The following is a 25,935-nucleotide window of genomic DNA, read 5'->3' as shown; positions in this document are numbered from 1 at the left end:
GAGTCGATGACCGAGACGGCACGTCCGACGCAGCGCAGCAACCAGAAGGAGCGCACGCGCGCGGCCATCGTGACCGCGACGCAGGAGCTGATCGAGACCAACGGCGACCTCACGATGCCGGGGGTCGCGGCCGCCGCGCGGGTGTCCGAGGCGACGGCCTACCGGTACTTCCCCGACCTGGTCACGCTGCTCGGCGAGGCGGTGAACCGGATGGACCCCAAGGCCGCGATGGAGCCCGTCGCCGGGTCCGTCGACCCGGTCGAGCGGATCGGGCACGCCGCCGAGGTGCTCGGTCGCGCCGTCGTCCGGCACGAGAGGGCGATCCGGGCGATCATCGCCGCGACCATCGTCCAGCCGCGTCCCGTCGTGCGTCCGGGGAACCGGTTCGCCTTCATCCGGCTGGCGCTGGAGCCGTGGAGCGCGACCGCCGCCCCCGCGGCCGTCGACCGGCTCACCCGCGAACTGGCCGTCGTGATCAGCGCGGAGGCCCTGTTCACCCTGGTCGACATGTGCGACCTGGACCCCGAGGACGCGGTCGCGAGCCTCGTGCGCACCGCCAGGACCCTGACCACCGTCGCGACGGCGTAGTCAGCGCGACACGGCCGCGGTGGAGAAGCGGAGACCGGGGTCCTCGACGGGCAGCCTGCGCAGCACCTCGACGTCGGCGTGGTAGTCCGTCGAGGTCGACCACGGCGGCCGGTCGCCCTGCCGCGGCAGCTCGTCCACCACGCGCCGGACGTACCCGGCGGCGAAGTCGAGGAACGGGCGGGTCGGCATGGCCGGGTTCCCGACCTCGGGCAGGCAGATGTCGTGGCCGCCCGCGTCCATCACCGCGAGCAGGCGGCAGAGGTGCTCGCAGAGCAGCCCGACCTTCAGCGTCCACGAGGCGTTGGTGTAGCCGACCGCGTAGGCGAGGTTCGGCACGCCGGACAGCATCATCCCCTTGTAGGTCACCGTGTCCGCCGGCCGGACCGGCGCCCCGTCGACGGTCAGCCCGACCCCGCCGAGCGCCTGCACGTTCAGGCCGGTGGCCGTCACGATGACGTCAACCTCCAGCTCGCGCCCCGACTGCAACAGGACCCCGCGCTCGGTGAAGGTGGTGATCCGGTCGGTCACGACCGACGCCGTCCCGGCGCTGATCACCCGGAACAGGTCGCCGTCGGGCACCACGCACAGGCGCTGGTCCCACGGGCTGTACGGCGGGTTGAAGTGCTCGTCGACGGGATAGCCCTCCGGGAGCTGCTTGGCCGCGAGCGCGCGGAGGAGCCTGCGCGCCGCGAGCGGGAACCTCCGGCAGAACCGCCAGACCGCGAGCTGCTGGGCGATGTTCTTCCGCCGCGTCAGGCGGTAGCCGCGCTCCTCGCCGAGCAGCCTGAGCGCCAGGTTCGCGAACCCGTCCTCGGACGGCACGGGCATGATGCAGCTCGGCGTGCGCTGGAGCATCGTGACGTGCGCGGCGGTGTCCGCCAGGGCCGGGACCAGCGTGACCGCGGTGGCGCCGCTGCCGATCACCAGGACGCGCTTGCCCGCGGTGTCCAGGTCCTCCGGCCAGTGCTGCGGGTGCACGACCGGGCCCGCGAAGCGCTCACGGCCCTCGAAGTGCGGCGTGCAGCCCTCGTCGTAGCGGTAGTAGCCGCCCGCGCAGAACAGCCAGTTGCAGGTCAGCGCCGGCCGCTCGCCGGTGTCGGCGCGCTCGACCTCGACGGTCCACCGCGCGGTCCCGCTCGTCCACGCCGCCGTGAGCACCCTGTGGTGCAGCCGGATCCGGTCGTCGACGCCGTTCTCGGCGGAGGCCTCGCGGACGTAGCGCAGGATGGCGCTCCCGTCGGCGATCGCGTGCTCGTCGAGCCACGGCTTGAACTCGTAGCCGAACGTGTGCAGGTCGGAGTCCGACCGGATCCCCGCATACCGGAAGAGGTCCCACGTGCCGCCGGTCGCCCCCCTGGCCTCCAGGACGGCGAAGCTCCGCCGCGGTTGCTCCTCCTTGAGGTAGCGCGCCGCCCCGATGCCGGAGATCCCGGCCCCGATGACGATGACGTCGAGGTCCTCGACGGCGTCCGGATCGGAGGACGTGTCCATGCGGCGGCTCCTCGCTGCTGGCGTGCCCGGACACCCCGATATTCCGGGCACCGCACGCCTGCGGCAAGAGCGGGGTCCACGTCCGCGCGCTCCCGGAGACCGCCGCCTAGGGTGGCGGTATGCCACGGCAACGGCCGCGCGGACCGCCTGCCGGCAACGTGCTCGCGGGCGCGGCCGTCGACCCGAGGAGGTCCCATGTCCGCGTTCCACCCCGAACTGGCGCTCGCGCGGTTCATCCCGAAGCTGTCGATGGGTCCTCGCGTGGCCCGCTTCGCCCAGCGCCAGAAGGTCCGGACACCCTCCACACCGGACGACATGCTGATCGAGGACGTCACCGCCCCCGGCGTCTCGGTCCGCGTCTACCGCCCGAAGGCCGTGCGGGGCACGACACCCGCCCTGCTCTGGACCCACGGCGGCGGCTACCTCCTCGGCTCCCCCGAGCAGGACGAGCTGGGCAGCATCGCGTTCGCCCGCGACCTCGGCATCACCGTGGTCGCCGCCCGCTACCGCCTCGCCCCCACCCACCCCTCGCCCGCCGCCGTCGAGGACGCCCACGCCGCCCTGCTCTGGCTCGTCGCGAACGCCGACGCCCGCGGCGTGGACCCGACGCGCATCGCCATCGGCGGCGCCAGCGCGGGCGGCGGCCTGGCCGCGGCGCTCGCGCTCTACGCCCACGACCGCGACGACGTGCGCCCCGCGTTCCAGCTGCTGGTGTACCCGATGCTCGACGACCGCACGGTGCTGCGCACCGACATGGACACCCGCCACGTCCGCGTCTGGACCCCCGGCAGCAACCGCTTCGCCTGGACCTCCTACCTCGGCGCCGAACCGGGCGCCCCCGACGTCTCCCCCTACGCCGCCCCCGCCCGCCGCGAAGACCTCACCGGCCTGCCCCCGGCGTGGATCGGCGTCGGCACGCTCGACCTGTTCCACGACGAGGACCTCGTCTACGCCGACCGCCTCCAGGTCGCGGGCGTCCCGTGCGAGGTGGTCACCGTGCCGGGGGCGTTCCACGGCTTCGACGGGATGTTCCGCAGGACGCGGGTCGTGGCCGGGTTCCGGGAGTCGCAGACGAAGGCGCTCCGCTCCGCGCTGTTCTGAGCACTACCCGCCGATCTCGTGCGTGCGCTCCTCGCGCAGCGCGCGCAGGTGGACGGCGGCCCAGGTGCGGAACGGGCGCCAGGCCTCGGAGACGTCGGCGAGCGTGCGGCCCGCCCCGTACCGGTGGGTGATCTCGTCGTCGAGCCTGCGTTCGTGCCGCGGGACGGCGTCCGGGGCGTTCGCGCCGCGCAGGACGACCAGTTCGGCGGCGAACGGGCCGAGCCCCTTCACCCCGCGCACGGTCCGCACGGCCTCGTCCGGGTCCACCTCGCGGAGCCGGTCGCCGTCGAGCAGCCCCTCCAGGGCGGCGTCGGCGACCGCGTGCAGGTACTCGGTCTTGCGGCCGGGCAGGTCGAGGTCGAGCCCGCGCAGCACGCCCGGCGCGGGGAACGTCCCGTCGGCGCCGATGAGCCCGTCGCGCAGTCGGGCGGCCTGGCTGATCCGCAACCGCTGCGACAGCACGGCCCAGGCCGCCGCCTCGTACGGCGAGTGGAACCCGCACGGCCGCAGACCGGGCAGCCCGCGCTGGGCGTCGGCGATGACGGGGTCGCGGTCGGCGACCTCGGGCCAGCCGCGGGCGTCGACGTCGAGCGAGAGGAAGCGCGCGACCTGCGCGGCGGCCCGGTCGAGGTCGCCGTCGCCGGTCACGACGATCCGCGCCTTCCCGGTCTCCTGCGTGACGCGCGCTTCGGCACGACTCCAGTCCCCCTCCACGAGGAACACCGTCCGCATCTCCTCGGCGTCGCCCCCGGAGGGCAGTTCCGCGGGCGCGAAGCCCTCCCAGAACCTCTTGCTCGTGGTCAGCGACCAGGGACCGAGCACGTCGACGGTCAGCTCGTGGCTGGTCATGGAGCCCTCCAGTATGTCAGGGTGTTGACATCACTGACCGTATGTCAAGATATTGACATGGGTCAAGTCGAGACGGTCGGATCCCTGGACGAGTCGGTGGGCTACGCGCTGAAACGGGCCGCCGCGGCACTGCGCGCGGCGATGGACGCCGCCCTGCGGCCGCTGGAGCTGTCCGTGCCGCAGTACGCCTGCCTGGAACTGCTCGCCCGACAACCGGGGCTGTCGAACGCGGAGCTGGCGCGGGGCGCGTTCGTCACGCGGCAGTCGATGAACCTGGTCCTGCGCGGACTCCAGGACCGCGGCCTGGTCGTCCGCCCGGAGACCGCGCCGCACGGCCGCGCCCTGCCCAGCAGCCTCACCCCGGCGGGCGGGGAACTCCTGCGCGCGGCGAGCGCCACCGTGCGGGCCGTCGAACTGCGGATGCTCACCCCGTTCTCCGCCGACGACCAGGCCCGGCTGCTCCGCGACCTGGCCGCCTGCGTCACCGCGCTGGGGTGACCGGCGCTCAGACGCCGTTCGCCGCGCGCAACCGCTCGTTGCGCGCGGCGATGGCCTCCCACGTCGCCGGGACGACCAACTCGGCCCCGGCACCGACGCTGTGCTGCGCGAACTCGACGTACGGGCGCTGGCGGGCCTCGTAGCGCTCGAACGCGGCGACGTGGTCGCCGTCGGCCCGGTCCAGTTCCTCGGCGAGGAAGTAGGCGCCGGTGAACGCGAGCGAGGTGCCGCGCCCGGACAGCCCGGTGGCGCAGTGGGCGGCGTCGCCGACGAGGACGACGCGGCCCCGGTGCCACGTGGGCATGTGGATCTGGCTCGCGGAATCGAAGTACAGCTCGGGGTCGACGCGGACGGCGTCGAGCAGCTGCGGCACCTTCCACGCCGGGGTGTCGGCGAAGGCCTCGACGATGAGCTTCCGCTGGGCGTCGAGGTCGTGGTGGTCGTAGTCGAGCGGGTCCGAGCGGAACATCAGGACGCCGAACGCCCTGTCCTTGTACCGCGCGATCCCCGCCAGGTGGCCGGGGAAGTTGTACATCGGGTTCATCCGCTCGGGACGGACCTCGCCCGGCAGGTCGGTGAGCGCGACGTAGAACCCCAGCGGGCGGGCGAAGTCGCCCTCCGGCCCGAACACCAGCCCGCGCACCGCCGAGTGCTGGCCGTCGGCGCCGACCACGAGGTCGAAGCGCGCGGAGTGGCCGGACGCGAACCCGACGTCCACCCCGCCGCCGTCGTCGACGAGGGAGTCGACGGAGTCGCGGAAGCGGATCTCCACGTCCGAAGGAAGCGCGTCGATGAGGATGTGCGCCAGGTCCTCCCTGGCGATCTCGAGGTCGTCCGGGGAGTCGCCGACGTCGGCCAGTGTCGGACGCGCGACCGTCTCGCCGTCCGCGTCGACGAACTGGATCAGCTCGGTGGTGTCGACCCTCTGCTCGCGGATCCGCTCCAACACGCCCATCCGTTCGGCGATCCCGATCGCGTCGCCGCGGATGTCGATCGGCGAGCCGTTGACGCGGAAGTGCGACGCGCGTTCGACGAGGGTGACGCGGTGGCCGCGCGCGGAGAGGTCGAGCGCCGCCGAGAGCCCGGCCATGCCCGCGCCGGAGATGAGGATGTCCATGATCACTGCTTCCCATCGCTCTTAAAGTTTCTATCTGTCACTTTAAGCTACTCCATCCTCGGACCGGACGTCTGCGAGGATCGACGGGCACGCGAACGCACTACGGAAGCGGACGACGGATGACGGACAGCCCGAGGCAGGTGGCGCAGCGCCCCGGAGGGCGCACGGCCCGCGTGAGAGCGCAGATCCTCGACGCGACGGTGCGCCTGGTCGCGCGGCACGGCATCGCGGGCTTCCGCTACGAGGAGGTCGCCGAACTGGCGGGCGTGCACAAGATGAGCGTGTACCGGAACTGGCCCGACCGGGACCTGCTGGTCGGCGAGGCGCTGCTGGTGCTCGCCGAGGAGATGGCGCCGTTGGCCGACACCGGCGACCTGCGCCGGGACCTGGTGGACTTCCTGGTCGCGATGGCCACCAGCCTCGCCGACCCCAGGGGACGCGCGCTCGTGCACGCCCTCCAGTCGACCCCCGACAGCCCCGAGGTCCGCCGCACGGTCGACGTCGTCATCGCCAGGCGGGTGTCGCTGGTGCGGCGACGGGTCGACAGCGCGGTCGGGCACGGCGAACTGCCCCCGGTCGACGCCCACTTCCTCGCCGACCTGCTGTCCGGCCCCGTCCACCTGAAGGTGGGCCGCGACCAGCGGCCGTTCGACCGCGCGGACGCGGAGCGGATCACCGACGTGGTGCTGGCCGGCGTCCGCGCGACCGCGAGCGCTTAGAACCAGTCGGGCTCGGTGTCGACCGTGGTCCGGTCGAGCGCGGCGAGCAGGTCGAACTGGGCGGTGGTCTTCGGCAGCTCGTAGCGCAGGAAGTACCGGGCCGCCTGGCGCTTGCCGTCGTAGAACGCGCCCTGCTTGGCGCCGACGGCCAGCAGCTGCTCCAGCCACATCCAGGCGACCACCACGTGCCCGGCGGCCTCCAGGTAGATCGAGGAGTTGGCCAGCGTCGTCGTGGGATCCCCCACCGACCACAGGACCTTCGTGACGTCGACCAGCCGTCGCGTCGCCACGGCCACCGCGGCCGCGTGCTCGGCCAGCGCGGGATCGCCCGCCTCCGCTCGGGCCACCGTCGCGCCGATGGTGTCCGCGAGCAGCCGCAGCCCCGCCCCGCCGTCCGCCACGACCTTGCGCCCCAACAGGTCCAGGCCCTGGATGCCGTGGGTGCCCTCGTGGATCTGGTTGAGCCGGTTGTCCCGGTAGAACTGCTCCACGTCGTAGTCGCGGGTGTAGCCGTAGCCGCCGTGCACCTGGATCGCGAGGCTGTTCGCCTCCAGGCACCACTGCGCGGGCCAGCTCTTCGCGATGGGCGTCAGCACGTCGAGCAGCACCCCGGCGCGCTCGCGTCCGGCGGCGGTCTCGGCGGTGTCGTGCTCGTCGATCAGCAGCGAGCAGTACAGGCCCAGCGCCAGCGCGCCCTCCACGTACGACTTCTGCGCCAGCAGCATCCGCCGGACGTCGGCGTGCTCGATGAGCCGCACCGGCTTCGCGGCCGGGTCCTTCGCCGCGGGCGGGCGGCCCTGCGTGCGGGACTTGGCGTACTCGACGGACTTCAGGTAGCCGGTGTAGCCGAGGGCGGTCGCCAGGAAGCCGACACCGACCCGCGCCTCGTTCATCATGTGGAACATGTAGGCCAGGCCGCGGTGCCGGTCGCCGACGAGGTAGCCGACCGCGCCGGGCTCGCCGTTCACCGGATGGGTGCCGTCGCCGAAGGCGAGCACGGTGTTCGTCGTGCCGCGGTTGCCCATCTTGTGGTTGAGGCCGACCAGCGTCACGTCGTTGCGGGTGCCGTCGGCCAGGAACTTCGGCACCACCAGCAGCGAGATCCCCTTCACCCCCGGTCCCCCGCCGGGCACCTTCGCCAGCACCAGGTGCACGATGTTCTCCGACAGTTGGTGGTCACCGCCGGAGATCCACATCTTGGTGCCGCTCACCCGGTACGTTCCGTCGTCCTGGGGCAGCGCCTTGGTCGTGATGTCGGCCAGCGAGGAACCCGCACCGGTCTCGGACAGGCACATCGTGCCGTAGAACCGGCCCTCCAGCATCGGCCGGACCCACTGCTCCACCTGCTCCGGTGTGCCGTACTCGACCAGCAGGTTCGCGTTGCCCACCGTCAGCAGCGGATAGCTCGACGTGCCCGCGTTCGCCGCCTGGAACCAGCACATCGACGCCCGCGCCAACACCGCGGGCAACTGCATCCCACCGATCTCCTCGTCGAACTGCGCCGCCGTCAACCCCGCGTCCGCGAACACCTTCAGCGCCCGCGCCACCTCGTCGATCACCTCGACCGTGCCGTCCGGGCGCATCACCGGCTCCCGCGCGTCCGACATCTTGTTGTGCGGCGCGAAGTGCTCGGTCGCGATCTCCTCGCTCAACTCCAGCACCGCGTCGAACGTCTCCCGCGAATGCTCCCGGAACCGCGGCCGCGAGGTCAGCGCCGTCACGTCGAGCCACTCGTGGAGGAGGAACTCGAGATCCCGGCGGGACAGGATCGTTGACGCCATGGGGGCCTCCAGCGGCTCGGAACGGTGGCTCCCGCACCATCTCACGTCCCGCGATCATGGTCACCAGCAGCCGGTCGGGACCACCGCGCCGAAAAGTCGCGATCACGACACATTTCGCATGACGCCACATTTTTGCGGCTTTTCAGACCGCAATTCGGCGCGGTGGCATCCGATCTCGCTCCGCTATACCCTCCAAGCATGATCGAAACGCCTGGAATGACAGCGGAACACCCTTCCACCAGCAAGACGAGTGTCGATCGGTGGCAAATAATCGGTGGCATTTCGAGCTTGATCGCGCTGATCCTCACAACAGTGGGAATGGTGAAGGAAATATTAATCATCACCCTGATCGTGAGCAGCGGGGTGGCGATCTTCGGTCTCGCCCTGCTCTACCGCTGGGGCACCTTTCCAGGCAGACGCACAAGAACGGCGTTCGCCATCTCGGCGCTCGTCACCATCGTGGGCGCGGCGACGGCGGGCGTGACCGGTGGCGCGGCCTACCGGGGCTCCGCGAACACCGCCAAGGAGCCGAGTGCCGTGACCACCGGAACTCAGGCGACAGCGTCGTTCGCCAAGCCGATGCCCGACCAGACCATGACCGACCTGGGAATTCCCGTGTCCGGGTCCGTCCACGACCTGGGCGAGGGCCAAGGGATCTGGCTGACGGTGCGAGAGAACTCACCGACGTCGACGACCACCTACCAGCCACAAAGCAAGCCGTGCACCATCCTGCTCGAGAACAAATTCGAGTGCCCGCAGGCCTACGCGGGAGCACGCGGATACCCGGAGAAGAAGTACGACGTCATCCTCCTCACCGTCACCCCTTCCGCCGCGGACGAGTTCATCCAGTACGACAAAAGCCATCCCGAAAGCCGCGGCTGGCCGGGTTTCCCGGACCTGCCGAACGGCGCGACCCCCATCGGAACCGTCCAGGTCGTCCGACCCCAGGGTTGACGCGCAGGCTCAGCCGCCCGCCGAATCCCCGCGCAGCCGGTACACCGACACGTGCGAGCGGGACTCGCCGGTGAACGGGGTGCCGACCCAGTCGGCGTGCCTGCTCTCCAGGCCGAACCCGGCGATCCGCGCCATCAGGTCCAGTTCGGCGGGCCACGCGTAGCGGTGAGTGCTGCGGAACAGGCGGGCCTCGCGGCCGGGGCCGGGGTCGAAGCGGAAGTGGTGGGAGGTGAGGTGCTGCGGCACGAGGTCGTAGGTGTCGAGGCCGATGTAGCCGGGGGCGGTGCCGAACACCGCCCCGGCCTGGCCCGGTGGGAGCACGCGCAGGTCCGGCACGCCCAGTTCGACCACGAAACGGCCGCCCGGCACGAGGTGGCGGGCGGCGTTGAGGAAGCAGTCGACCTGCTCGTCCTGGGTCAGCAGGTTGGAGATCGTGTTGTACACGAGGTAGACCAGCGTGAACTCGCCCGGCACCAGGGTGGTCGCCATGTCCCCGACGACCACCGGCACCGCCGTCTCGTCGACCTTCCGGCGGAGCTCGGCGACCATCGGCTCGGACAACTCGACCCCCGTCACCGGCACACCGCGCTCGGCCAGCGGCACGGCCACCCGACCGGTCCCGATGGCGAACTCCAGCACCCGACCGCCGTCGGCGAGGTCCGCGAGCCGGTCGACCACGGGCGTCAGCACTTCCGGCGCGAACATGCCGCTACCGGGCGTGTCGTACCCCGCGGCGGCTTCCGCGTCCCAGATCTCGTCCTGTCGCATGCCACCGATCCTGGCGGCGGTCACGCCCCGGCGTCCAACGGTTATCGGCCCGGCCCCGTCCGCGGCCGGGATCCACGGTTCGGGCGGCAGCGTCCTGAACACCGCCACCAGGCCTTCGGACGCACGACGACCTCGGCCGACGGCAGGCACCGACGACGCGCCGACCATCCCCCCGCCCGCTGCGGGACCGAAGCCCTACGATCCGCCCGTGACATCCGAACCACCGCTTCCCGCCGAGCTGCGGGACCTGTTCACCGACAGCACCGACGGACGATCGCTGGCAGTCGGCCTACCGCCGGGCCGGGCCGTGGTCTCCGAGGAGGAGGAAGGCGGCAGGCCCGCGTTCTGGCTCAGCGACAAGCCCGCGCCCGAGGGCCTGTGGGCGCGGCTGCACGCCGAGCACGCCAGGTCCGGGCTGTGGCCGCTGCTGCTCGACGCGCTGGACGACGACGACGAGGAGTACCGCCCGTGGGGCAACGGGGAGGTGCTGCCCGGTGACATGTCCTCCCCCGGCGGCCACGACCCCGCGAAGCTGCTGGCCGAGTGGTGGACCGACTACACCGCCGAGAACGACGACGACTCCCTCACCCCGACCGAACGCCTCGCCGTCACCGCCCCCTACGGCCGCGCCTGGCCCGGCCTCTCCCCCGTCCCGCCGGCCCGCATCGCCCCCGACCGCGCCGCCGACGGCCTGGCCGAACAACTCCTCGCAGGCCACACCTCCATGCGCCTCGGCTTGGTCGCGGCCCCCCGCGGCGCCGACGCCCTCACCGCCGCGGGCTGGACCGGCCCGATGAACTACACCAACGACACCGCCGAAGTGTCCGCGGTGCTCCGGAGCTGGGAAGACCGCTTCGGCGCCCGAGTCGTCGGCCTCGGCTTCGCCACCCTCGTGCTCAGCATCTCCTCCCCACCCGCCACCCACGCCGAGGCGCTCACCATCGCCGCCGAACACTTCGCCTTCTGCCCCGACAACATCTGGCAGGGCGCCGAAACCCTGTCCGCCTACGCCGAACGCCTGATCAACGACCACTCCTGGGCCTTCTGGTGGGACTGACCACCCAGTAGCCGAACCGTCCGCCGCGCAACAGGTCGGCCCGTCCCACCTCCGGAGCGACCACCCACCGAGCAGCGCTCGACCGCTGTGCGGCCGGCTTGACTTGGGGTTTTTGGGCCTGCAATTGGTCGGCGGGCAATCATCACCACCTGCCCTTCAGCCCGACCAGGCCCAAAAAAGGGGCCCCAAGTCAAGCCGGCCGCACCCGGAGACCTCGGAGTGCGACACCGGCGACCCACCACGACACCCGCAGACACCCAGCGACCCACCACGACACGACACCCACCGACAGAGCCGACAACCGCCGACAGAGCCAACGACGCCCCCAAGAAACACGCACGTCGACCCACCTTGATCATTCCGTTACCCTGAGTATTCCTGGGAACGCTCCCAGAATCCGAGGACAGGGGCAACGGTGCTCACCAACTCGTACCCGGCACGAAAACCCACCACCGCGGTTCGCCGCGCCAAACCGCTCATCGCACTCCTCCTCACAGCGGCGTTCGCCGTCACGACGGCCCCGATCGCCGCCGCGGCCACCGCGCCGACCGACCCGAACGTGCGCTACTTCGGCCGCTGGAACACGGCCAACTCCGCCGCCTACGTCTCCGAGTGGGCGGGCGCGTACGTGCTCGTCGGCTTCACCGGTCGAACGGTGAAGCTCAAGCAGCGCAACGCCATCGACTTCTTCGTCAGCATCGACGGCGGCGCGGACGTCTCCTACACCAACCGCAGCGGCACGGTCGACCTCACGCCGACCCCGCTCGCCACGGGCAACCACACCCTGAGGGTCTCCTACCGCCCCATCGCGGGCTCCTACAAGGGCGACGCCGTCTTCCAGGGCCTGGAACTCGACTCCGGGGCCAAGACGTTCGCGCCGTCCACGCCCTCGAAGCTGATCGAGTTCGTCGGCGACTCCATCACCGTGGGTCAGCTGTCGTCGAAGCAGGCGCTGACGGCGTACGGCTGGCTCATCGGTGAACGCCTCGGCGCGGCGCACACGCAGATAGCCGTCGGCGGCGCGTGCCTGGTGTCGGCGGCCGACGGCTGCATCGGGATGAGCGACCGCTTCCTCCGCACCGGCCTGCAGGCGGACGCGGCGAACTGGAACTTCTCCCGCTACCGCGCGGACGCCGTGGTGATCAACCTGGGCACCAACGACGTCGGGCACAGCGTGACGAAGGAGCAGTTCCAGAGCGCCTACGTGACGCTGATCCGCCGGGCTCGGGAGAAGTACCCGAACGCGGCCATCTTCGCGCTCCAGACGTTCCGCAAGCGGTTCATCCCCGAGACGCAGGCCGCCGTGCAGACCGTCAACGACCCCAAGGTGAAGTTCGTCAACACCGACGGGTGGATCGTCGAGGCGACCGACACGGCCGACAACGTGCACCCGAACGACCAGGGGCACCGCAAGATCGCCGACCGCCTGGCACCGATCATCTCGGCGGCACTGGGCTCCTGACCCGCTGTCCACGAAGAACACTCCTGCCGGAGAATCAACGAGGATTCCCTTGAGGAAGAAGCTTTTCGCACTGGCGACCCTGGTCGTCTCCGTCATGGCCCTGACATCGGGCCCGGCCTCCGCCACCCTGCGACCCGACGGCGGTCCGGCCGACTGCGCCACCCGGACGGCATCCGACTCCACGGCCGCCGCGAGCATCAAGGTGTGGCTGGCCGGTGACTCGACCATGGCCGATCCCAAGACGAGCTGCCCGGTCGGCTGGGGCAACCAGTTCGACGCGCTGTTCAACGACAGCGTCACCGTGGTGAACAACGCGGTCGCCGGCCGCAGCATCCAGACCTGGCTCTACGAGTCCAACGTCACGACCGCCAAGGACTCCGCGGGCGAGTGCGTCCTGAGTTCGCAGACCTACGCCCAGCGCTGGCTGGGCATGCTCGACCCGAACACCGGCATGAAGGCGGGCGACTACCTCGTCGTCCAGTTCGGCATCAACGACGGCGACCCCAACTGCCCCCGGCACGTCGGCACGGCGCGCTACAAGCAGCTGATGGGCGTCATCGCGAAGGCCGCCGCGGACCGCGGTGTCCGGGCGATCTTCGCGACACCGGTCGCGGCCATCACGTGCAGCGGCAGCACGGCCGTCGGCAACCGCGGGTTCCTCACCGAGACGTTCGCGGCGGGTACGGCCGCCGGGGTCCCGGTGATCGACCTGCACAAGCTGAGCCTGGCGCTCTACAACAACCTCAAGCTGTGCCCCAACAACGGGGACTACGGCAGCGGCGCGGTCGGGGCGTTCTTCTGCGCCGACCACACGCACTTCGAGGCGGCGGGAGCGCGGCAGATCGCCGTCGTGGTCGCCACGGCGCTGCGGAACCAGCAGATCGGCCTCGCGAGCTACCTGAAGTAGTCGGCCGGTGCGGGGGCGCCGACGGCGGCGCCCCCGCACACCCGCAGTCGAACAGGAGATCCACATGGAACTCGCGTTGCCCCTTGCCGTCCTGGTCGCGCTCGGCGCGACCCTCACCGCGCCCACCGCCGAGGCGGGCCCGCTGACCACCGCGCACACGGCGGGACGGGTCACCTCCACCGACCAGGCCGTGCGCTACACGTGGCCGGGCATCTCGTTCGAGGGCCGGTTCCGCGGAACCGGTGTCGGGATCGCGCTCAACGACAGCGCGAACGACTACGACGTCCAGGTCGACGGCAAGACCGTCGCCACCCTCGTCACCCCCGGCCGCACCACGAGCTGGGTCCGCGGCCTGTCCTCCGCCACGCACACCGTCCGGCTCGTGAAGCGGACCGAGAGCCCGTGGGCGGAAGGGGAGTTCGACGGTTTCGTCGCCGACGCGGGCGGCGTCCTCCTCGCCCCGCCGCAGGCCCGGCGGCGGCAGGTCGAGTTCATCGGCGACTCGTTCACCGCGGGCTACGGCAACACGTCCACGACCCGCGACTGCTCGACCAACGGCGGCGTCGACCGCCACACCAACGCCGACCTGTCGTTCGGCGCCCTCACCGCGCGGGGGTTCGGCGCCGACTACCAGATCACCGCCCAGTCGGGTTTGGGCGTGGTCCGCAACTACGGCGGGGGCAACCCCGACGTCGACTTCCGCACGTTCTACGACCGCGCGTCGCAGAACGGCGGCACCTGGCCCGTGCCCCGCACCTGGCACCCGCAGGTCGTCGTCGTGGGCCTGGGCATCAACGACTTCTCGACGCCGGTCGACGCGGGCGAGCGGTGGACGCCGGAAACCCTGGTTACCGCGTACAAGGCCGCCTACCACGGGTTCCTCGACAAGCTCCGCGCCCGGTACGGCGCAAGCACGACGATCGTCGTCAGCGCCACCCCCGCGGGCAGCACCACGACGTTCCCCGACACCGCCCGGCGGATCGTCGAGGAGCGTTACGCCGCGGGCGACAGCCGGGTGCACTACTGGTACTACGACGACCCCCGTCTCGACCACCTCGGCTGCGACTGGCACCCGTCGCTCAACGACCACCGCGTGATGTCCGAACTCCTCACCGCCCGCCTGGCGCAGGTCGCGGTCAGGTGGTGACGCCCCCGTTCACCCCGGATGACACCGCGTGCCGTCGGTTAGGATGGGGGTGTGGGCAGATGGGAACCGGACGCGCGTGACCGGCTGAAGCGCGCCGCCGTCGACCTGTTCGTCGAGCAGGGTTTCGCGGAGACGACGGTCCCGCAGATCACCGCTCGGGCCGGGCTCACCACCCGCACCTTCTTCCGGCACTTCGCGGACAAGCGCGAGGTGCTGTTCGTGGGCGAGGAGGAGTTCCCCGCGATGGTGGCGGGGCTGATGGCCGACGCCCCGGCGGAACTGGGGCCGATGGCGGTGATCCTGCACGGGTTGCAGACGGTCTCCGAGAGCGTGTTCGAGGGGCAGCAGGACTACCTGCGGACCCGGCGCTCGGTGATCCGGATGGACGAGGGGCTGCGGGAACGGGAACTGTGGAAGATGTCCGCGCTGTCGGAGTCGATCCGCAAGGGGTTCCTGGAGCGCGGGGTCGACGAGCTGACTGCCACCCTGGCCGCGCAGGCCGGGGTGGCGGCGTTCACCGTGGGGATCGCGCGGTGGCTCGACCAGGACACCGCGACGCTCGCCGAGATCGTGCGGGACACGCTCCGGGCGTTGCGGGCGGTGGTCTCGGAACTGCCGTCGTAGCGGGCGGTCCACTGTGGACGTGGGCGGTGCGGGGTGGCCCTGGGCGTGGGGAGGCCACCCCGCACCGGTCTTCAGCGGAACAGGCGCAAGGGGACGGCGTCCGCCATCGCGGCCATGCCCGCGTCGTTCGGGTGCAGGTGGTCACCGCTGTCGTAAGCGGCAAGCAGGCGGCCGGGATCGGCCGGATCGCGGACCGCGCGGTCGAAGTCGACCACGCCGTCGTACTCGCCGCTCGTGCGGATCCACCGGTTGACGGCCTGGCGGGCGGCCTCGTTCTCCGGGCTGTAGAAGCCGAGCGTGTCGTCCTTGAACGGCGTGATCGTGCCGCCGTGGATCAGCAGCCCCCGGGCGTGCGCACGGGCGATGAGCTGACGGTGGCCGTCGATGATGTCCCGCGCGGTCACCCGTTCCGACTCCGGCGCGCTGGTGCCGGGGTGGCCCAGGTCGTTGACGCCGAGCAGCACGACGACGTGGGAGACACCGGGCTGGGCGAGGACATCGCGGTCGAAGCGCCGCAGGGCGGCCTGGCCGAAGTAGTTCGCGTAACCCTCCGCCGGGGTGCCCGCCGGCGGGTTCGGGTCGTGCAGCAGGCGGTTGCCGCTGATGCCCGCGTTGACGACGCCGAGGTGCCGCAGGCCGCGATCGGCCTGCAACCGACGGGCCAGGACGTCGGGCCAGCGCCGGTTCGCGCCCGCGGTCGTCCCCGCGCCGTCGGTGATCGAGTCGCCGAACGCCACCACGGTGGACTCCGGCCTGCCCGTGACGCTGACGCCGGTGAGGAAGTACCACTTGCCCAGCACCCCGGTCGGCGTGATGTCGGCGTCGTCGGTGACGTTGCCCGCCGCCGCGTACCCGTCCTGGAACGGGAAGGCGTGCACGGTCGTCGCGGCCGTGCGGCGCGGCAGGTGCACGCTGACCACCAGGTCCGAGTCCGCGGTCACGGGGAGCGCCACGGGATCGCTGAGCAGCGGCGCGCCCGGCGGCACGGTGACCGAGGCCCGACCGCCGAACGTGAGCCGCCGGTCGCTGCGCGGCTCGACCGACGACGCCGTCCCCGCGCGGCGGGCCACGTGCGCCTCGTCGACGACCAGCGGCCGGGTGCCGAACTCGTTGGACAGCCGCACCCGCACGCTCGCGCCGCCGACGGCGAGGTGCACGACCTGCCGGAGCGTCTGGTCCTCGAACGCCGTGGTGTCCGAGGCGGGGACGGTCGTGGGCGAGGTCGCCCAGGCCCCGATCCACGGCGTGCGCGGGGCCGACTGGGCCGGGGACCCCGATAAGAGCAGCAGAGCCGCCGTGGCGGCGGCGAGGAGCCGCTTCACCGGTGCGCCGCCTTGCCCAAAGTGGACCGGAGGACGAAGTAGGCGGGCTTGCGCGAGAAGTCGTCCCGCATCACCGTCGCCGCGCCCTGCCCCTGGAAGAACACCGGGACCCACGAGTACTTGTCGGTGAAGCCCCAGATCGTGAACGAGTCGCAACCCTTGACGTTCAGGCAGGCGGTGAGCGTGCGGTTGTAGTAATCGGCCTGCTGCGCGAGCTGCGCGTCGGTCGGCACGCCGCCCTCCGGCAGGTCCATGCGCACGTCCAGCTCGGTGATCGCGGTCTCCAAGCCCAGCGCGGAGAACCGCTTCAGGTTCGCCTCCAGGTCGTCCGGGAAGCCGTAGCGGATGCTCAGGTGCGCCTGCGCGGAGAAGCCGTCCACGGGCACGTGCCGGGCGCGCAACTGCTTGATCAGCGCGAGGTAGGCGTCGCTCTTGGCGTTCACGCTCTCGACGCCGTAGTCGTTGAAGAACAGCTTGGCGTGGGGATCGGCCTGGTGCGCCCAGAGGAACGCGTCGGCGATGATGCCGGGCCCCAGCTCGCGGATCCAGATGTTGTCGGTGGCGCGCAGCTCGCCGGTGTCGGTGAAGATCTCGTTGGCCACGTCCCACTGCTGGACGCGCCCCTTGTACCGGCCGACGACCGTCTTGATGTGGTCGCGCAGGATCGAGCGCAGCTCGTCGGGGGTGAAGTCGCCCTGCTCCAGCCACGCCGGGTTCTGGCTGTGCCACAGCAGCGTGTGCCCGCGCACGACCTGGTCGTGCTGCCGGGCGAACCTGACGATGGCGTCGGCCATGCCGAAGTTGTAGCGGCCGCGCTCCGGGTGGACGTACTCCCACTTCATCTGGTTCTCGGCGGACACGGAGTCGAACTCCGCGCCGAGCACCTGGCGGTACTCCTCGTCCGAGGTGAACGGGTCGGGGTAGGGCTGGCTCTCGTGGTGACCGCCGCCCGCGACGGCCGTGCCGATGTGGAACCCTCCGGGCGCGGCGCGGCGCAGGGTGTTCTTGCCGGTGTGGCCGGGCGACCGGTCGTCGGCACCGGGCGCGGCGGAGGTGGCGGGGACCAACGGGACCGTCAGCGCCACGGCGGCGAGCACCGCGGTGGCCAGGCGGGTCGGCTTCATCAGGCTTTCGCTCCTTTGCGACGGCTTGATTCCGAAACTTTCGACCGCAGAGGTGAAATGTTTCGACATGCCGGACCTTAAAAGGACACCCGTGCCACCGTCAAGGGTCGCCGAAGAGGGCTCCGTCGCCGAAACCACCCTGGCGACTCGCCTCGAACCACCGACCGGACCAACGCAGCCGGTCGGTCAGACCGCCGTGCTGCTGCGGCGCACCGTGAGCCCGACCGGCACACGGGCGTGCCCGACACCGCGGATCACGGGCTCCAGCAGCACCATCGTCGCCGACGCCGCGAGCCGCTCCACCGGGCTCGCCACCGACGTCAGCGGAACGCTCGCCGACGAGGCCAGCACGCTGTCGTCGAACCCCACCACGGCCACGTCGTCCGGCACCCGGCGGCCCGACTCGGCCAACGCCTGGAGCACGGCCGACGCGGTCATGTCGCAGGCGGCGAACACCGCGTCCACATCGGGGTGCTCCAGGAGCAGCGCGCGGGCCAGCCGCAGCGCCGTCGGACGGGTGAAGTCGCCCTCCATCGACACCGGCTCCGACCCGACGGCCGCCATCGCGGCCAGGTACCCGGTCCGCCGGTCCACCGCGCACGGGTTGTCGGCCGGTCCGTGCACGGCCGCGATCTTCCGGCGGCCGCTGTCGAACAGGTGCCGGACCGCCAACCCCACCCCGGCCGCGTTGTCCGGTTCGAAGAACGGCACGCGCGGCGCCGACCGCCCCATCGACACCACCCGGCCGCTCTTGCGCAACCGCGCCGCGAGATCAGCGTGCACGTTGACCAGCAGCGTCCCGAGTGGACGGGCGGCGTCGGTGAGCAGCTTGCCCGTGCCCGCGTGCGTCACCAGCTTCACGCGCAACTGGACTTCCTTGCGCGCCAGCACTTCCACCACACCGGAGATCACCCGCGAGTAGTGCGGGTTCGCGCTCAGCGCCCGCGGGTCGTCGTCCACGATCACCAGGTCGACCACGTCCGCCTGCCCCGACACCAGCGCCCGTGCCCCCAGGTGCGGCTGGTACCCGGTCTCGGCGATGACCCCCCGCACCCATTCCCGCACCGGCGGCGCGACCCCCGGCTGGTTGTTCACCACGCGCGAAACGGTGGCACGGGACACGCCCGCTGCCCTGGCAACGTCTTCCAAGGTCGGCCTCATCGCCACACCTTAGTTCCCAACGACTTCCGCCTGCGCGGGGTTCACCGAACCCCGGCGGTCGGGCGGGTTCGCCGCGCGATCGGCGGACCCGTCCCACCCGGCCTCACCGCGCCTCGGTCGACTCGATCCCCTTGATCCGCCCCTCGCGGAACGCGTCCACGAACAGCCGGTGGTCCTCGCGGGTCTGCGCGGCGTAGCGCAGCGCGAACTCGACGATCGAGTCGGCGAACTCCTCGTCGCGGTCGCCGATCGCGGCCGCGATGGCCTCCTCGCACTGGAAGGCGACCAGCGTCTGCTCGGAGTCGGAGTCGGCGACGCAGTGCATCTTCGCGGTCGCCCGGCCGAGATAACCCAGCACCGGCAGCATGTCCGCGGGCTCGGTCAGGTCCGACCAGTCCAGATCCGAGACGTAGGGGGACAATTCCGACACCACGTACCCGACGCCGTCGATCTCGGTGTGCCCGAGCCACGGGTCCGCGTGCGCCTGCAACGCCCGCTGGGACACGGCGGTGCGGTGGCCGTGGTCGGTGAAGTACTCGCGGATGCGCTCGTCGCGCACGATCCGGCTGGGCGCGGCCACGTTCGCCTGCTTCATCGACAGGACGACGTCGTTCTCCAGCGCCTGGGTGCGCCCCTCGACCAGGACGTTGTACGCGGGCAGCCCGGCCGAGCCGATGCCGAAACCGCTGCGGCCCACGACGTCCTTGACCGCGTAGGTGAGGCTGCCGCTCGCCCTCTTGCCGCTGGGGATGGTGTCCAGGTACCCGGCGAACGCCCGCTCGACCGCCGCGCGCTCCTCGTCCCCCAGTTCCCGCACACCCGCGCGGTCGCGGCGGAACCGCCGCTCGTAGTCGACGATCAGGGTGGTGTCGTCGAGCAGTCCGACCCTGGTGGCGAGCCGGGCGCGCAGCAGCACCTGGTGCAGCGCGCCCTCGGTGTTGTCCAGCCGCAGGCTGAACAGCTCGTCGTTCGGGTTCTCGGCGAACGACCGGACCTGTCCGACGTAGGCGGAGACGTAGGTCCGCACGAGTTCCTCGATGATCCTGTCCGACAACGCCTTGCGCCAGCCGAGCAGCGCCATGCTGGCCGCCAGCCGCCGCACGTCCCACGTGAACGCGCCGAGGTAGGCCTCGTCGAAGTCGTTGACGTCGAACACCAGGGTGCCCTCGGCGTCCATGTAGGTCCCGAAGTTCTCCGCGTGCAGATCACCCTGGATCCACACCCGACTTGTCCGCTCGTCGGCCCATTTGTCGGATTCCTCGGCCATGTCCGCGTAGAACAGGCACGCGCTGCCCCGGTAGAACGTCCACGGCTCGGCCGCCATCTTCCGGAACTTGGCGCGGAAAGCCGCCGGGTCGGCCGACATCAGGTCCTCGAAGGCGTTCTCCAGGACGGCGACGATGCGATCGCCTCGATCGGTCAAGGCAGTGCCCCTTTCATCGAGCGGAACTCCCCGCTCCACGTCCTGGACGTCCCGGACGGCACTCCGGTTCCCTCGTGGACGGTCGTCCGTTCAGCAGGGGCAGATCACACCATCACCTCGCCGGGTCCGGAACGGCGACCCGCCGTCTCCGCGTCGCGACCGGTGTCGCGGCGCACGGACACCCGGTGCACGCGGGCTGGTGCACGACGCGCGGGGTGAACGTGCGCCAGTTGCGGAACTGGATGGCGCCGAACCACAGCGCCGAGGCGGCGAGCCCGGTCAGCCCGGTGATGACGCCCAGCATGATCCACATCACCTGGGTGCCCAGTCCGATCACCCAGCCCACGCGGTGATCGCGCGCCAGGTAGGTGCCGCAGCCACCCACGATCGGCAGGACCCAACTCAACACCACGACCAAGTTCATGATTCGGAGCCTGCCCCGCCGCGCGCGACCTTTCCGCGTCAGACGACGCATTCCACCGAACTCCGACAATTCCCCCGGTTGCGCACGGGGTCACGCGGGCGCGGGGCACGGCGGATCGGCGCCCGCGCACCGGGTCCGACGGCCGGGTGAGCAACCGGCGCAGCCCGGCGCCGGCCAGTCGCAGCGGCGCGGCGGTCTGGTCGGCCACCGTCGCGGCGACGAACCGGTAGACCTCCCGCGGTGGGCACGAGCGGAACTCCGCGGGCCGGTGGTGCTCGATCGAGTGCGGCCGCTTCACCTGAAGGTGTCCGAATCCCGAGCGCCACTCGCCTCCGGGGGAGGAACGGCCGGTCCTCCCCCGGAGACCGCGGGTTCACGCTCCCGCGATCACGTCCGCGAGCGCCGCCGACCGGGGCGCGAAGACGTCGAGGACGCCGACCGCGCGCAGGGCCGGGACCAGCCGCCGGAGCTCGGCCAGGACGGCGTCGCGCTCGGGTGAGCCGGGCCGCAGGTCGTCGAGGCGCCGGGCGTTGGCGACGAACGCCGCGACGCTGCCCTTGCGGACCTCGACGCCGTTCAGGACGCCGCTGTCCACGTCGTCGGGCAGGACGTCCTCGGGACGGACCGGTCCGGTCATGACTTCCCCCTCGCCAAGTGCGTGTAATTTACACGCACTAGGACGGTAGCAAGAAATGCGTGTCGATTACACGTATCCTGGGTCACATGTCCAGACGAGACGACGGGGCGCGGGTCGCCGCGACCATCGGGGAGCTGCTGCTGCGCGGCAACCGGTCCCACCTCTACCGCGTGCTGATCGCCGACACCGAGGGCGTCGACGAGACCACCTACCCCGTGCTGTCCGGACTCGCCCGCCTCGGCACGGCCACGACCAGCGAACTCGCCGCGCGGATCGGGTTCGAGCGCACGGTGACCACCCGCTACGCCACCCGCCTCGAACACGCGGGACTGCTCGCCCGGCGACCCCACCCCACCGACTCCCGCGCCACGGCGCTCGCGCTCACCGATCTCGGCGAACGGACCGTGCGGGCCATGCGCGAACGGCTTCAGGACGTGTTCGTCGACGCCATGGCCGACTGGACCGCCGACGAGTCCGCGACGTTCACCCGCCTGTTCGACCGGCTCGTCGCCGGGATCGCCGCGCCTCAGACCGCGCCGAGCAGCAGGCCGTCCTCCCCGTAGCAGAGCAGCCTGCCGGGTGCGGGGGCGACGCGCAGCGCGTCGCCGACGGCGGGTTCCTCGTGCTCCGGCACGGTGAAGCCGACGAGGACGCCGTCGGCGCACTCCAGCGTCACCAACGAGGTCACGCCGAGGTTCTCCACGATGGACACCCGCCCGGCGATCCCCTCGTCGGCGACGGCGAGGTACTCCGGGCGCACGCCCACCACGACGGGCGTGCCGTCGGCGAGGTCGACCGGCAGCGGCAGCGGCGCGCCCGCGCACTCGACCCGGTCGCCGCGGACCACGCCGTCGAGCAGGTTCATCGGGGTGGAGCCGATGAAGTTCGCGACGAACGTGTCGACGGGTCGCTGGAAGACCTCCCTCGGCGTGCCCAGCTGGCGGATCCGACCGGATTCCATGACCGCGATCCGGTCGGCCAGCGCCAGCGCCTCGGCCTGGTCGTGCGTCACGAAGACCGTGGTGAGCGCCAGTTCCCGTTGCAGGCGCTTGAGGAAGGTCCGCGCCTCCAGTCTCAGCCTGGCGTCCAGGTTGGACAGCGGCTCGTCGAGCAGCAGCACGTCGGCCTCCATCGCGACCGCCCTGGCGAGGGCGGTGCGCTGCTGCTGCCCGCCGGAGAGCTGACCCGGCCTGCGGTCGAGCAGCCCGGACAGGCTCAGGCCCGCCGCCGTCCGCTCGGCGACCTCGCGCTGCCTGGCCTTCGGGGCGCGGCGGACCCGCAGCGGGTAGGCGATGTTCTCCGCCACGGTCATGTGCGGGAACAACGCGTAGTCCTGGAACACCATCGCGACCCCGCGCGCGCCGGGTTGCTCGCGCGTCACGTCGCGCCCGCCGATCAGGACCTCCCCGTCGGTGGCCTGCTCCAGGCCCGCGATCGTGCGCAGCAGCGTGGTCTTGCCGCACCCGGACGGGCCGAGCAGCGCGAACAGCTCGCCGTCGATGACGTCCAGGTCCAGCCCGTCCACCGCGCGCACCCCGTTCGGGTACACAGTGGACACTCCAGCGATCCCGATACCCGCCATCAGCTCTTGATCCCCCCGTGGAAGCGGAAGCCGTACCGCTTGCTGACGAACAGGTACAGCACGACCACCGGGATCGAGTACAGCAGCGAGAACACCGGGATCACCGCCAGGTTGGCGCTGCCGCCCTCGTCCTGCAACGTCCGCAGCAGCACCGCCGCGGGCTGCTTGCCGACGTCGCGCAGCAGCAGGAACGGCAGCAGGAAGTTGCCCCACGCGTTGACGAACGACCACACCAGGATCGTCGCCACGCCCGGTCGCGCGACCGGCAGCACGACGTGGCCCAGCACCTGCCGGGGCGAGGCGCCGAACACCCGCGCGGACTCCTCGTAGGACTTCGGCACCGAGTCCATGAAGTCCTTGAGGATGAAGATCGCGGCGGGCAGCATCCCGCCCGCGATCACCAGCGCCGTGCCGAACCGCGAGTCGATCAGCCCCAACTGGAGCATCAGCACGAAGATCGGCACCATCGCCGCGGTCCCCGTCACCACGCTGGACAGCAGCAGCAGCGCGTACAGCAGCGCGTCGCGGCCCGGAATCCGCACCCGCGAGAGCGAGTACGCGGCCAGCGCGGCGAACACCGTCGTCACGACGGTGGCGACGACGCACAGCAGGATCGAGTTGACCAGCGACGTCACCGCGTACGGGTGCCGGAAGGTGGTCGACACGTTGGCGAACGTCCAGTCCGGCCAGTGCACGCCCAGCCCCGGTCTCGCGTCGAACGGCGCCGTGGCCAGCCACAGCATCGGCACCGCGAAGAACGCCAGCACCACGGCCACCAGCACGTAGAAGCCGATCCTCCGCACCACCCACGCCGGCGTCACGACCGCCTCCGCAGCAACCTCAGGTACACCAGCGCGATCAGCAGGTTGCCGACCAGCAGCAGCAACGACATGGCGGACGCGTACCCGAGCCGCCCGCCCTCCAGCGCCTGCCGGTAGATCAGCACGGGCAGCACCTCCGACTCGTGGTTCGGGCCGCCCGCGGTGAGCAGGAACGGCGTGAAGTCGTTGGCGGTCCACAGGCTGATGAGCAGAGTGTTCGTCAGCACGTGCCCGCGGATGTGCGGGAACACCACGTCGCGGACCACCTGCCACCCGCTCGCGCCGACCAGCCGCGCGGTCTCCAGTTGCGACGGCGGCACCGCGGCCAGCGCGGAGGTGTAGAGCAGCATGGAGAACGCCGTGCCGCGCCAGACGTTGAACACGACCAGGCTGACCATCGGGTACTCGACGAGCCACGCGGTCGTCGGGTCGTCCAGCAGCAGGCCCAGGGTGCCGCCGTCGCGGCTGAGCACCGCGAACCACAGGTACGCCACCACCGGACCCGGCAGGATCCACGCCAGCAGCACCAGGCCCTCGGTGGCGCGGCGCAGCCACGGCCGCACCCGGCGCAGCAGCCACGCCAGCGTGAACCCGAGGACGTTCTGGCCGACCACCGCGGACCCGAGGACGAACAACGCCGTCAGCCACAACGAGTTCGTGAACAGCGCGTCGTCCAGCGCAGCGGCGAAGTTGTCGAGCCCGACCACGCTCGGCGCCGCGGCCGCCGGTCCGGTGAGCTGGTAGTCGGTGATCCCGATGTAGAGCGTCCACAGCGCGGGGAAGACCAGGAAGACGCCGATCAGCAGCAGCGCGGGCGCGACGAACCCGATCGCCCGCGCCATGCCGAGCCCGGCGACGTCCCTGGTGGCGCGTTCCCGCACCCGGAGGTCAGCCGGTGGCAACGGATCCCTCGCCGACGGCCTTGACCAGCGCGTCCTGGTAGGCCTTCGCCGCCTCGTCCGGGCTCTTGCCCGCGACGACGTCCGCGGTCGCCTGCTGGAGCGCGGCCGACACCTTCGGGTAGTCCGCGAGCCCCGGCCGGTACCGGGTGATCGGCAGCACCTTGTCGGCGATGAAGGTGAGCATCGGGTCGCCCGCCAGCACCTCGTCGTTCACGTCGTCGCGCTGGGTGATCTGGGCGGTGCCCGCCAGCGACGACTTCACCGCTTCGGCGGAGTTGAGGAACTGCATGAACTCCCAGGCCTGCTTGGGGTACCGGGAGTTGGGGTTGATCACCCGCACGCCACCGCCGGACATGCTGACGAAGTCCTGTCCGCCGACACCGGCGCCGGGTCGCCGGGCGGGCATCAGCGCCCAGCCGACGGCGGTGTCGCGGTCGGCCATCTTCGCCACGCCGTTCTTGGGCTCCACCACCGATCGCCAGAAGTAGTCGCCCTCCAGCAGGATGCCGATCCTGTTCTCGGCGAACAGCCGGAACGACCGGTCGCGCCCGTTCGCCTCCTGCTGGAGCACGGGGTCACCGAGCCCGTCGCGGTAGATCCGCTGGTACAGACCGAGAACGTCCTCCACGCCCGCCGTCGCGCCCTGCCACTTGCCCTCGTCGTGGATCGGCTTGCCCGTGCCCACCAGCGAGGGCAGCACGCCCTGCATCGTGGTCGCCTCGCCCATCGCCGTGCCCGCGTCGAGCTGGATCGGCGTGACACCGGGCAGCGCCTTCAACGCCGTCGCGGCCGACAGCAGCTCGTCCCAGCTCCGCGGCTGCCAGTCGGCGGGCAACCCGGCGGACGCGAACAGCTTCCTGTTGTAGAACAGCACCCGCCCGTCGGTGCCCATGGGCACGCCGTACCGCTTGCCCTCGAACTCCCCGAGCCCCTGCACGGCGTCCGGGATCTGCTGCCAGCCGTCCCAAGCGTCGACCTCGGACCTGCCCACGAGGTCGTCGATCGGCTTGACCTGGCCCGCTTGCGCGAACTCGCCCAGCCAGATGCCGTCGAGCTCGACGACGTCACCGCCGCCACCGGTCTTGAAGTCCAGCGCGACCTTGGTCTTGTAGGCCTCGTCGGCCGTGCCGCTCTGCTCGAACTCCACCGTCATGGTCACGCCCTTGGCCTTCTGGGCCTCGGTGAACCGCGGGATCACCCAGTTCCGGAGCCAGTCCGCCCCGCGCGCATTCTTCCCGCCCGACACCGCGTTCGCGACGATCGTCAACGTCACGTCCTTGGCGTCGGCGTTGCGCGCCGGATCCTCGTCCCGCGTCTGGCCCAGGCACCCCGCCACCAGACAACCCACCGCCACCAGCACGAACGCCGTTGTCCGCCCCATACGTGATCCCCCGCCCACAGGTCCCGTCGGTACGCCGGGTTCCAACATGGCACCCGAACCGCGCAGCCGCAGCACCCTAATGGGCGACTCCCCCG

At 71.4% G+C, this 25,935-nt stretch carries 26 protein-coding genes; 11 read left to right on the top strand and 15 right to left on the bottom strand.

What is annotated here, in order from left to right:
- Positions 1 to 6: 6 nt before the first annotated feature.
- Positions 7 to 588, top strand: a complete 582-nt coding sequence (locus RM788_RS48740) for a TetR/AcrR family transcriptional regulator (RefSeq protein ID WP_315928181.1) — start codon at positions 7 to 9, stop codon at positions 586 to 588.
- Here the strand turns inward: RM788_RS48740 and RM788_RS48735 are convergent, their stop codons facing one another.
- Positions 589 to 2,079: a flavin-containing monooxygenase gene (locus RM788_RS48735; protein ID WP_315928179.1), complete on the bottom strand. Its 1,491-nt coding sequence runs from the start codon at positions 2,077 to 2,079 to the stop codon at positions 589 to 591.
- Positions 2,080 to 2,274: 195 nt separating this feature from the next.
- On the opposite strand from RM788_RS48735, the gene RM788_RS48730 reads away from it, so the two are divergent.
- Entirely contained in the window at positions 2,275 to 3,180 is a 906-nt protein-coding gene (locus RM788_RS48730; protein ID WP_315928178.1) for an alpha/beta hydrolase, read from the top strand.
- Between the two features lie 3 nt (positions 3,181 to 3,183).
- On the opposite strand, the gene RM788_RS48725 is transcribed toward RM788_RS48730, so the two are convergent.
- Complete coding sequence (locus RM788_RS48725) at positions 3,184 to 4,029, bottom strand: DNA-3-methyladenine glycosylase family protein (RefSeq protein ID WP_315928176.1); 846 nt, start codon at positions 4,027 to 4,029, stop codon at positions 3,184 to 3,186.
- Positions 4,030 to 4,086: 57 nt separating this feature from the next.
- Between RM788_RS48725 and RM788_RS48720 the strand changes: the two genes are divergently transcribed.
- Positions 4,087 to 4,527, top strand: a complete 441-nt coding sequence (locus tag RM788_RS48720; protein ID WP_315928174.1) for a MarR family winged helix-turn-helix transcriptional regulator — start codon at positions 4,087 to 4,089, stop codon at positions 4,525 to 4,527.
- Positions 4,528 to 4,534: 7 nt separating this feature from the next.
- Here the strand turns inward: RM788_RS48720 and RM788_RS48715 are convergent, their stop codons facing one another.
- Positions 4,535 to 5,644 (bottom strand): FAD-dependent oxidoreductase, encoded by a 1,110-nt coding sequence (locus RM788_RS48715; RefSeq protein WP_315928172.1) that lies wholly within the window; start codon positions 5,642 to 5,644, stop codon positions 4,535 to 4,537.
- A gap of 119 nt (positions 5,645 to 5,763) precedes the next feature.
- Here RM788_RS48715 and RM788_RS48710 point away from each other — a divergent pair, with 119 nt between their 5' ends.
- Positions 5,764 to 6,363 (top strand): TetR/AcrR family transcriptional regulator, encoded by a 600-nt coding sequence (locus RM788_RS48710; protein WP_315928170.1) that lies wholly within the window; start codon positions 5,764 to 5,766, stop codon positions 6,361 to 6,363.
- Here the strand turns inward: RM788_RS48710 and RM788_RS48705 are convergent.
- Positions 6,360 to 8,144 carry an acyl-CoA dehydrogenase gene (locus RM788_RS48705; protein ID WP_315928168.1) on the bottom strand — a complete coding sequence of 595 codons (1,785 nt, stop codon included), beginning with the start codon at positions 8,142 to 8,144 and terminating at the stop codon, positions 6,360 to 6,362. The genes RM788_RS48710 and RM788_RS48705 overlap by 4 nt on opposite strands.
- A gap of 198 nt (positions 8,145 to 8,342) precedes the next feature.
- Here RM788_RS48705 and RM788_RS48700 point away from each other — a divergent pair, with 198 nt between their 5' ends.
- A complete protein-coding gene (locus RM788_RS48700; protein ID WP_315928166.1) occupies positions 8,343 to 9,098 on the top strand; it encodes a hypothetical protein in 756 nt (251 codons plus the stop codon).
- A 9-nt stretch (positions 9,099 to 9,107) separates the two neighbouring features.
- On the opposite strand, the gene RM788_RS48695 is transcribed toward RM788_RS48700, so the two are convergent.
- Positions 9,108 to 9,866, bottom strand: coding sequence for a class I SAM-dependent methyltransferase (locus RM788_RS48695; RefSeq protein WP_315928164.1), 759 nt, complete (start codon positions 9,864 to 9,866; stop codon positions 9,108 to 9,110).
- Between the two features lie 208 nt (positions 9,867 to 10,074).
- On the opposite strand from RM788_RS48695, the gene RM788_RS48690 reads away from it, so the two are divergent.
- The 5 genes from RM788_RS48690 (at position 10,075) to RM788_RS48670 (ending at position 15,063) form a co-directional block, all read left to right on the top strand.
- On the top strand, positions 10,075 to 10,923 hold the full coding sequence (locus RM788_RS48690) for a DUF4253 domain-containing protein (protein ID WP_315928162.1): 849 nt from the start codon (positions 10,075 to 10,077) through the stop codon (positions 10,921 to 10,923).
- Between the two features lie 415 nt (positions 10,924 to 11,338).
- On the top strand, positions 11,339 to 12,385 hold the full coding sequence (locus tag RM788_RS48685) for an SGNH/GDSL hydrolase family protein (RefSeq protein ID WP_315928160.1): 1,047 nt from the start codon (positions 11,339 to 11,341) through the stop codon (positions 12,383 to 12,385).
- 49 nt (positions 12,386 to 12,434) lie between these two features.
- On the top strand, positions 12,435 to 13,292 hold the full coding sequence (locus tag RM788_RS48680) for an SGNH/GDSL hydrolase family protein (RefSeq protein WP_315928158.1): 858 nt from the start codon (positions 12,435 to 12,437) through the stop codon (positions 13,290 to 13,292).
- 64 nt (positions 13,293 to 13,356) lie between these two features.
- On the top strand, positions 13,357 to 14,439 hold the full coding sequence (locus RM788_RS48675; RefSeq protein ID WP_315928156.1) for an SGNH/GDSL hydrolase family protein: 1,083 nt from the start codon (positions 13,357 to 13,359) through the stop codon (positions 14,437 to 14,439).
- 51 nt (positions 14,440 to 14,490) lie between these two features.
- On the top strand, positions 14,491 to 15,063 hold the full coding sequence (locus RM788_RS48670) for a TetR/AcrR family transcriptional regulator (protein ID WP_315928154.1): 573 nt from the start codon (positions 14,491 to 14,493) through the stop codon (positions 15,061 to 15,063).
- Between the two features lie 71 nt (positions 15,064 to 15,134).
- Here the strand turns inward: RM788_RS48670 and RM788_RS48665 are convergent, their stop codons facing one another.
- From RM788_RS48665 to RM788_RS48640, 6 genes are all read right to left on the bottom strand, one after another.
- Entirely contained in the window at positions 15,135 to 16,385 is a 1,251-nt protein-coding gene (locus RM788_RS48665) for an SGNH/GDSL hydrolase family protein (RefSeq protein WP_315928152.1), read from the bottom strand.
- Positions 16,382 to 17,509: an endo-1,4-beta-xylanase gene (locus RM788_RS48660; RefSeq protein WP_315928150.1), complete on the bottom strand. Its 1,128-nt coding sequence runs from the start codon at positions 17,507 to 17,509 to the stop codon at positions 16,382 to 16,384. The genes RM788_RS48665 and RM788_RS48660 overlap by 4 nt, the downstream gene beginning before the upstream one ends.
- Positions 17,510 to 17,695: 186 nt before the next feature.
- A complete protein-coding gene (locus RM788_RS48655) occupies positions 17,696 to 18,670 on the bottom strand; it encodes a LacI family DNA-binding transcriptional regulator (RefSeq protein WP_315928148.1) in 975 nt (324 codons plus the stop codon).
- A gap of 103 nt (positions 18,671 to 18,773) precedes the next feature.
- Entirely contained in the window at positions 18,774 to 20,036 is a 1,263-nt protein-coding gene (locus RM788_RS48650) for a DUF2252 domain-containing protein (protein ID WP_315934925.1), read from the bottom strand.
- A 169-nt stretch (positions 20,037 to 20,205) separates the two neighbouring features.
- A complete protein-coding gene (locus RM788_RS48645) occupies positions 20,206 to 20,517 on the bottom strand; it encodes a hypothetical protein (protein WP_315928146.1) in 312 nt (103 codons plus the stop codon).
- Between the two features lie 373 nt (positions 20,518 to 20,890).
- The gene (locus tag RM788_RS48640) at positions 20,891 to 21,154 is read right to left on the bottom strand and encodes a hypothetical protein (RefSeq protein ID WP_315928144.1); all 264 of its coding nucleotides are present in this window, start codon (positions 21,152 to 21,154) and stop codon (positions 20,891 to 20,893) included.
- 86 nt (positions 21,155 to 21,240) lie between these two features.
- Between RM788_RS48640 and RM788_RS48635 the strand changes: the two genes are divergently transcribed.
- Positions 21,241 to 21,717, top strand: a complete 477-nt coding sequence (locus tag RM788_RS48635) for a MarR family winged helix-turn-helix transcriptional regulator (protein WP_315928142.1) — start codon at positions 21,241 to 21,243, stop codon at positions 21,715 to 21,717.
- On the opposite strand, the gene RM788_RS48630 is transcribed toward RM788_RS48635, so the two are convergent.
- Genes RM788_RS48630 through RM788_RS48615 form a run of 4 tightly spaced genes read right to left on the bottom strand, consistent with a single transcriptional unit; the run spans position 21,681 to position 25,840 of the window.
- Entirely contained in the window at positions 21,681 to 22,712 is a 1,032-nt protein-coding gene (locus tag RM788_RS48630; protein ID WP_315928140.1) for an ABC transporter ATP-binding protein, read from the bottom strand. The genes RM788_RS48635 and RM788_RS48630 overlap by 37 nt on opposite strands.
- 23 nt (positions 22,713 to 22,735) lie before the next feature.
- On the bottom strand, positions 22,736 to 23,557 hold the full coding sequence (locus RM788_RS48625; RefSeq protein ID WP_315928138.1) for a carbohydrate ABC transporter permease: 822 nt from the start codon (positions 23,555 to 23,557) through the stop codon (positions 22,736 to 22,738).
- On the bottom strand, positions 23,554 to 24,459 hold the full coding sequence (locus RM788_RS48620; RefSeq protein ID WP_315928136.1) for a carbohydrate ABC transporter permease: 906 nt from the start codon (positions 24,457 to 24,459) through the stop codon (positions 23,554 to 23,556). Before RM788_RS48620 ends, RM788_RS48625 begins: the two co-directional genes overlap by 4 nt.
- Positions 24,446 to 25,840: an extracellular solute-binding protein gene (locus tag RM788_RS48615; RefSeq protein WP_315928134.1), complete on the bottom strand. Its 1,395-nt coding sequence runs from the start codon at positions 25,838 to 25,840 to the stop codon at positions 24,446 to 24,448. Before RM788_RS48615 ends, RM788_RS48620 begins: the two co-directional genes overlap by 14 nt.
- Between the last annotated feature and the right edge of the window lie 95 nt (positions 25,841 to 25,935).

The organism is Umezawaea sp. Da 62-37 (genome assembly GCF_032460545.1).
Classification (GTDB): Bacteria; Actinomycetota; Actinomycetes; order Mycobacteriales; family Pseudonocardiaceae; genus Umezawaea.
Note: the sequence above shows the minus strand (reverse complement) of the source record. Positions and strands in the feature narration are given on the sequence as shown.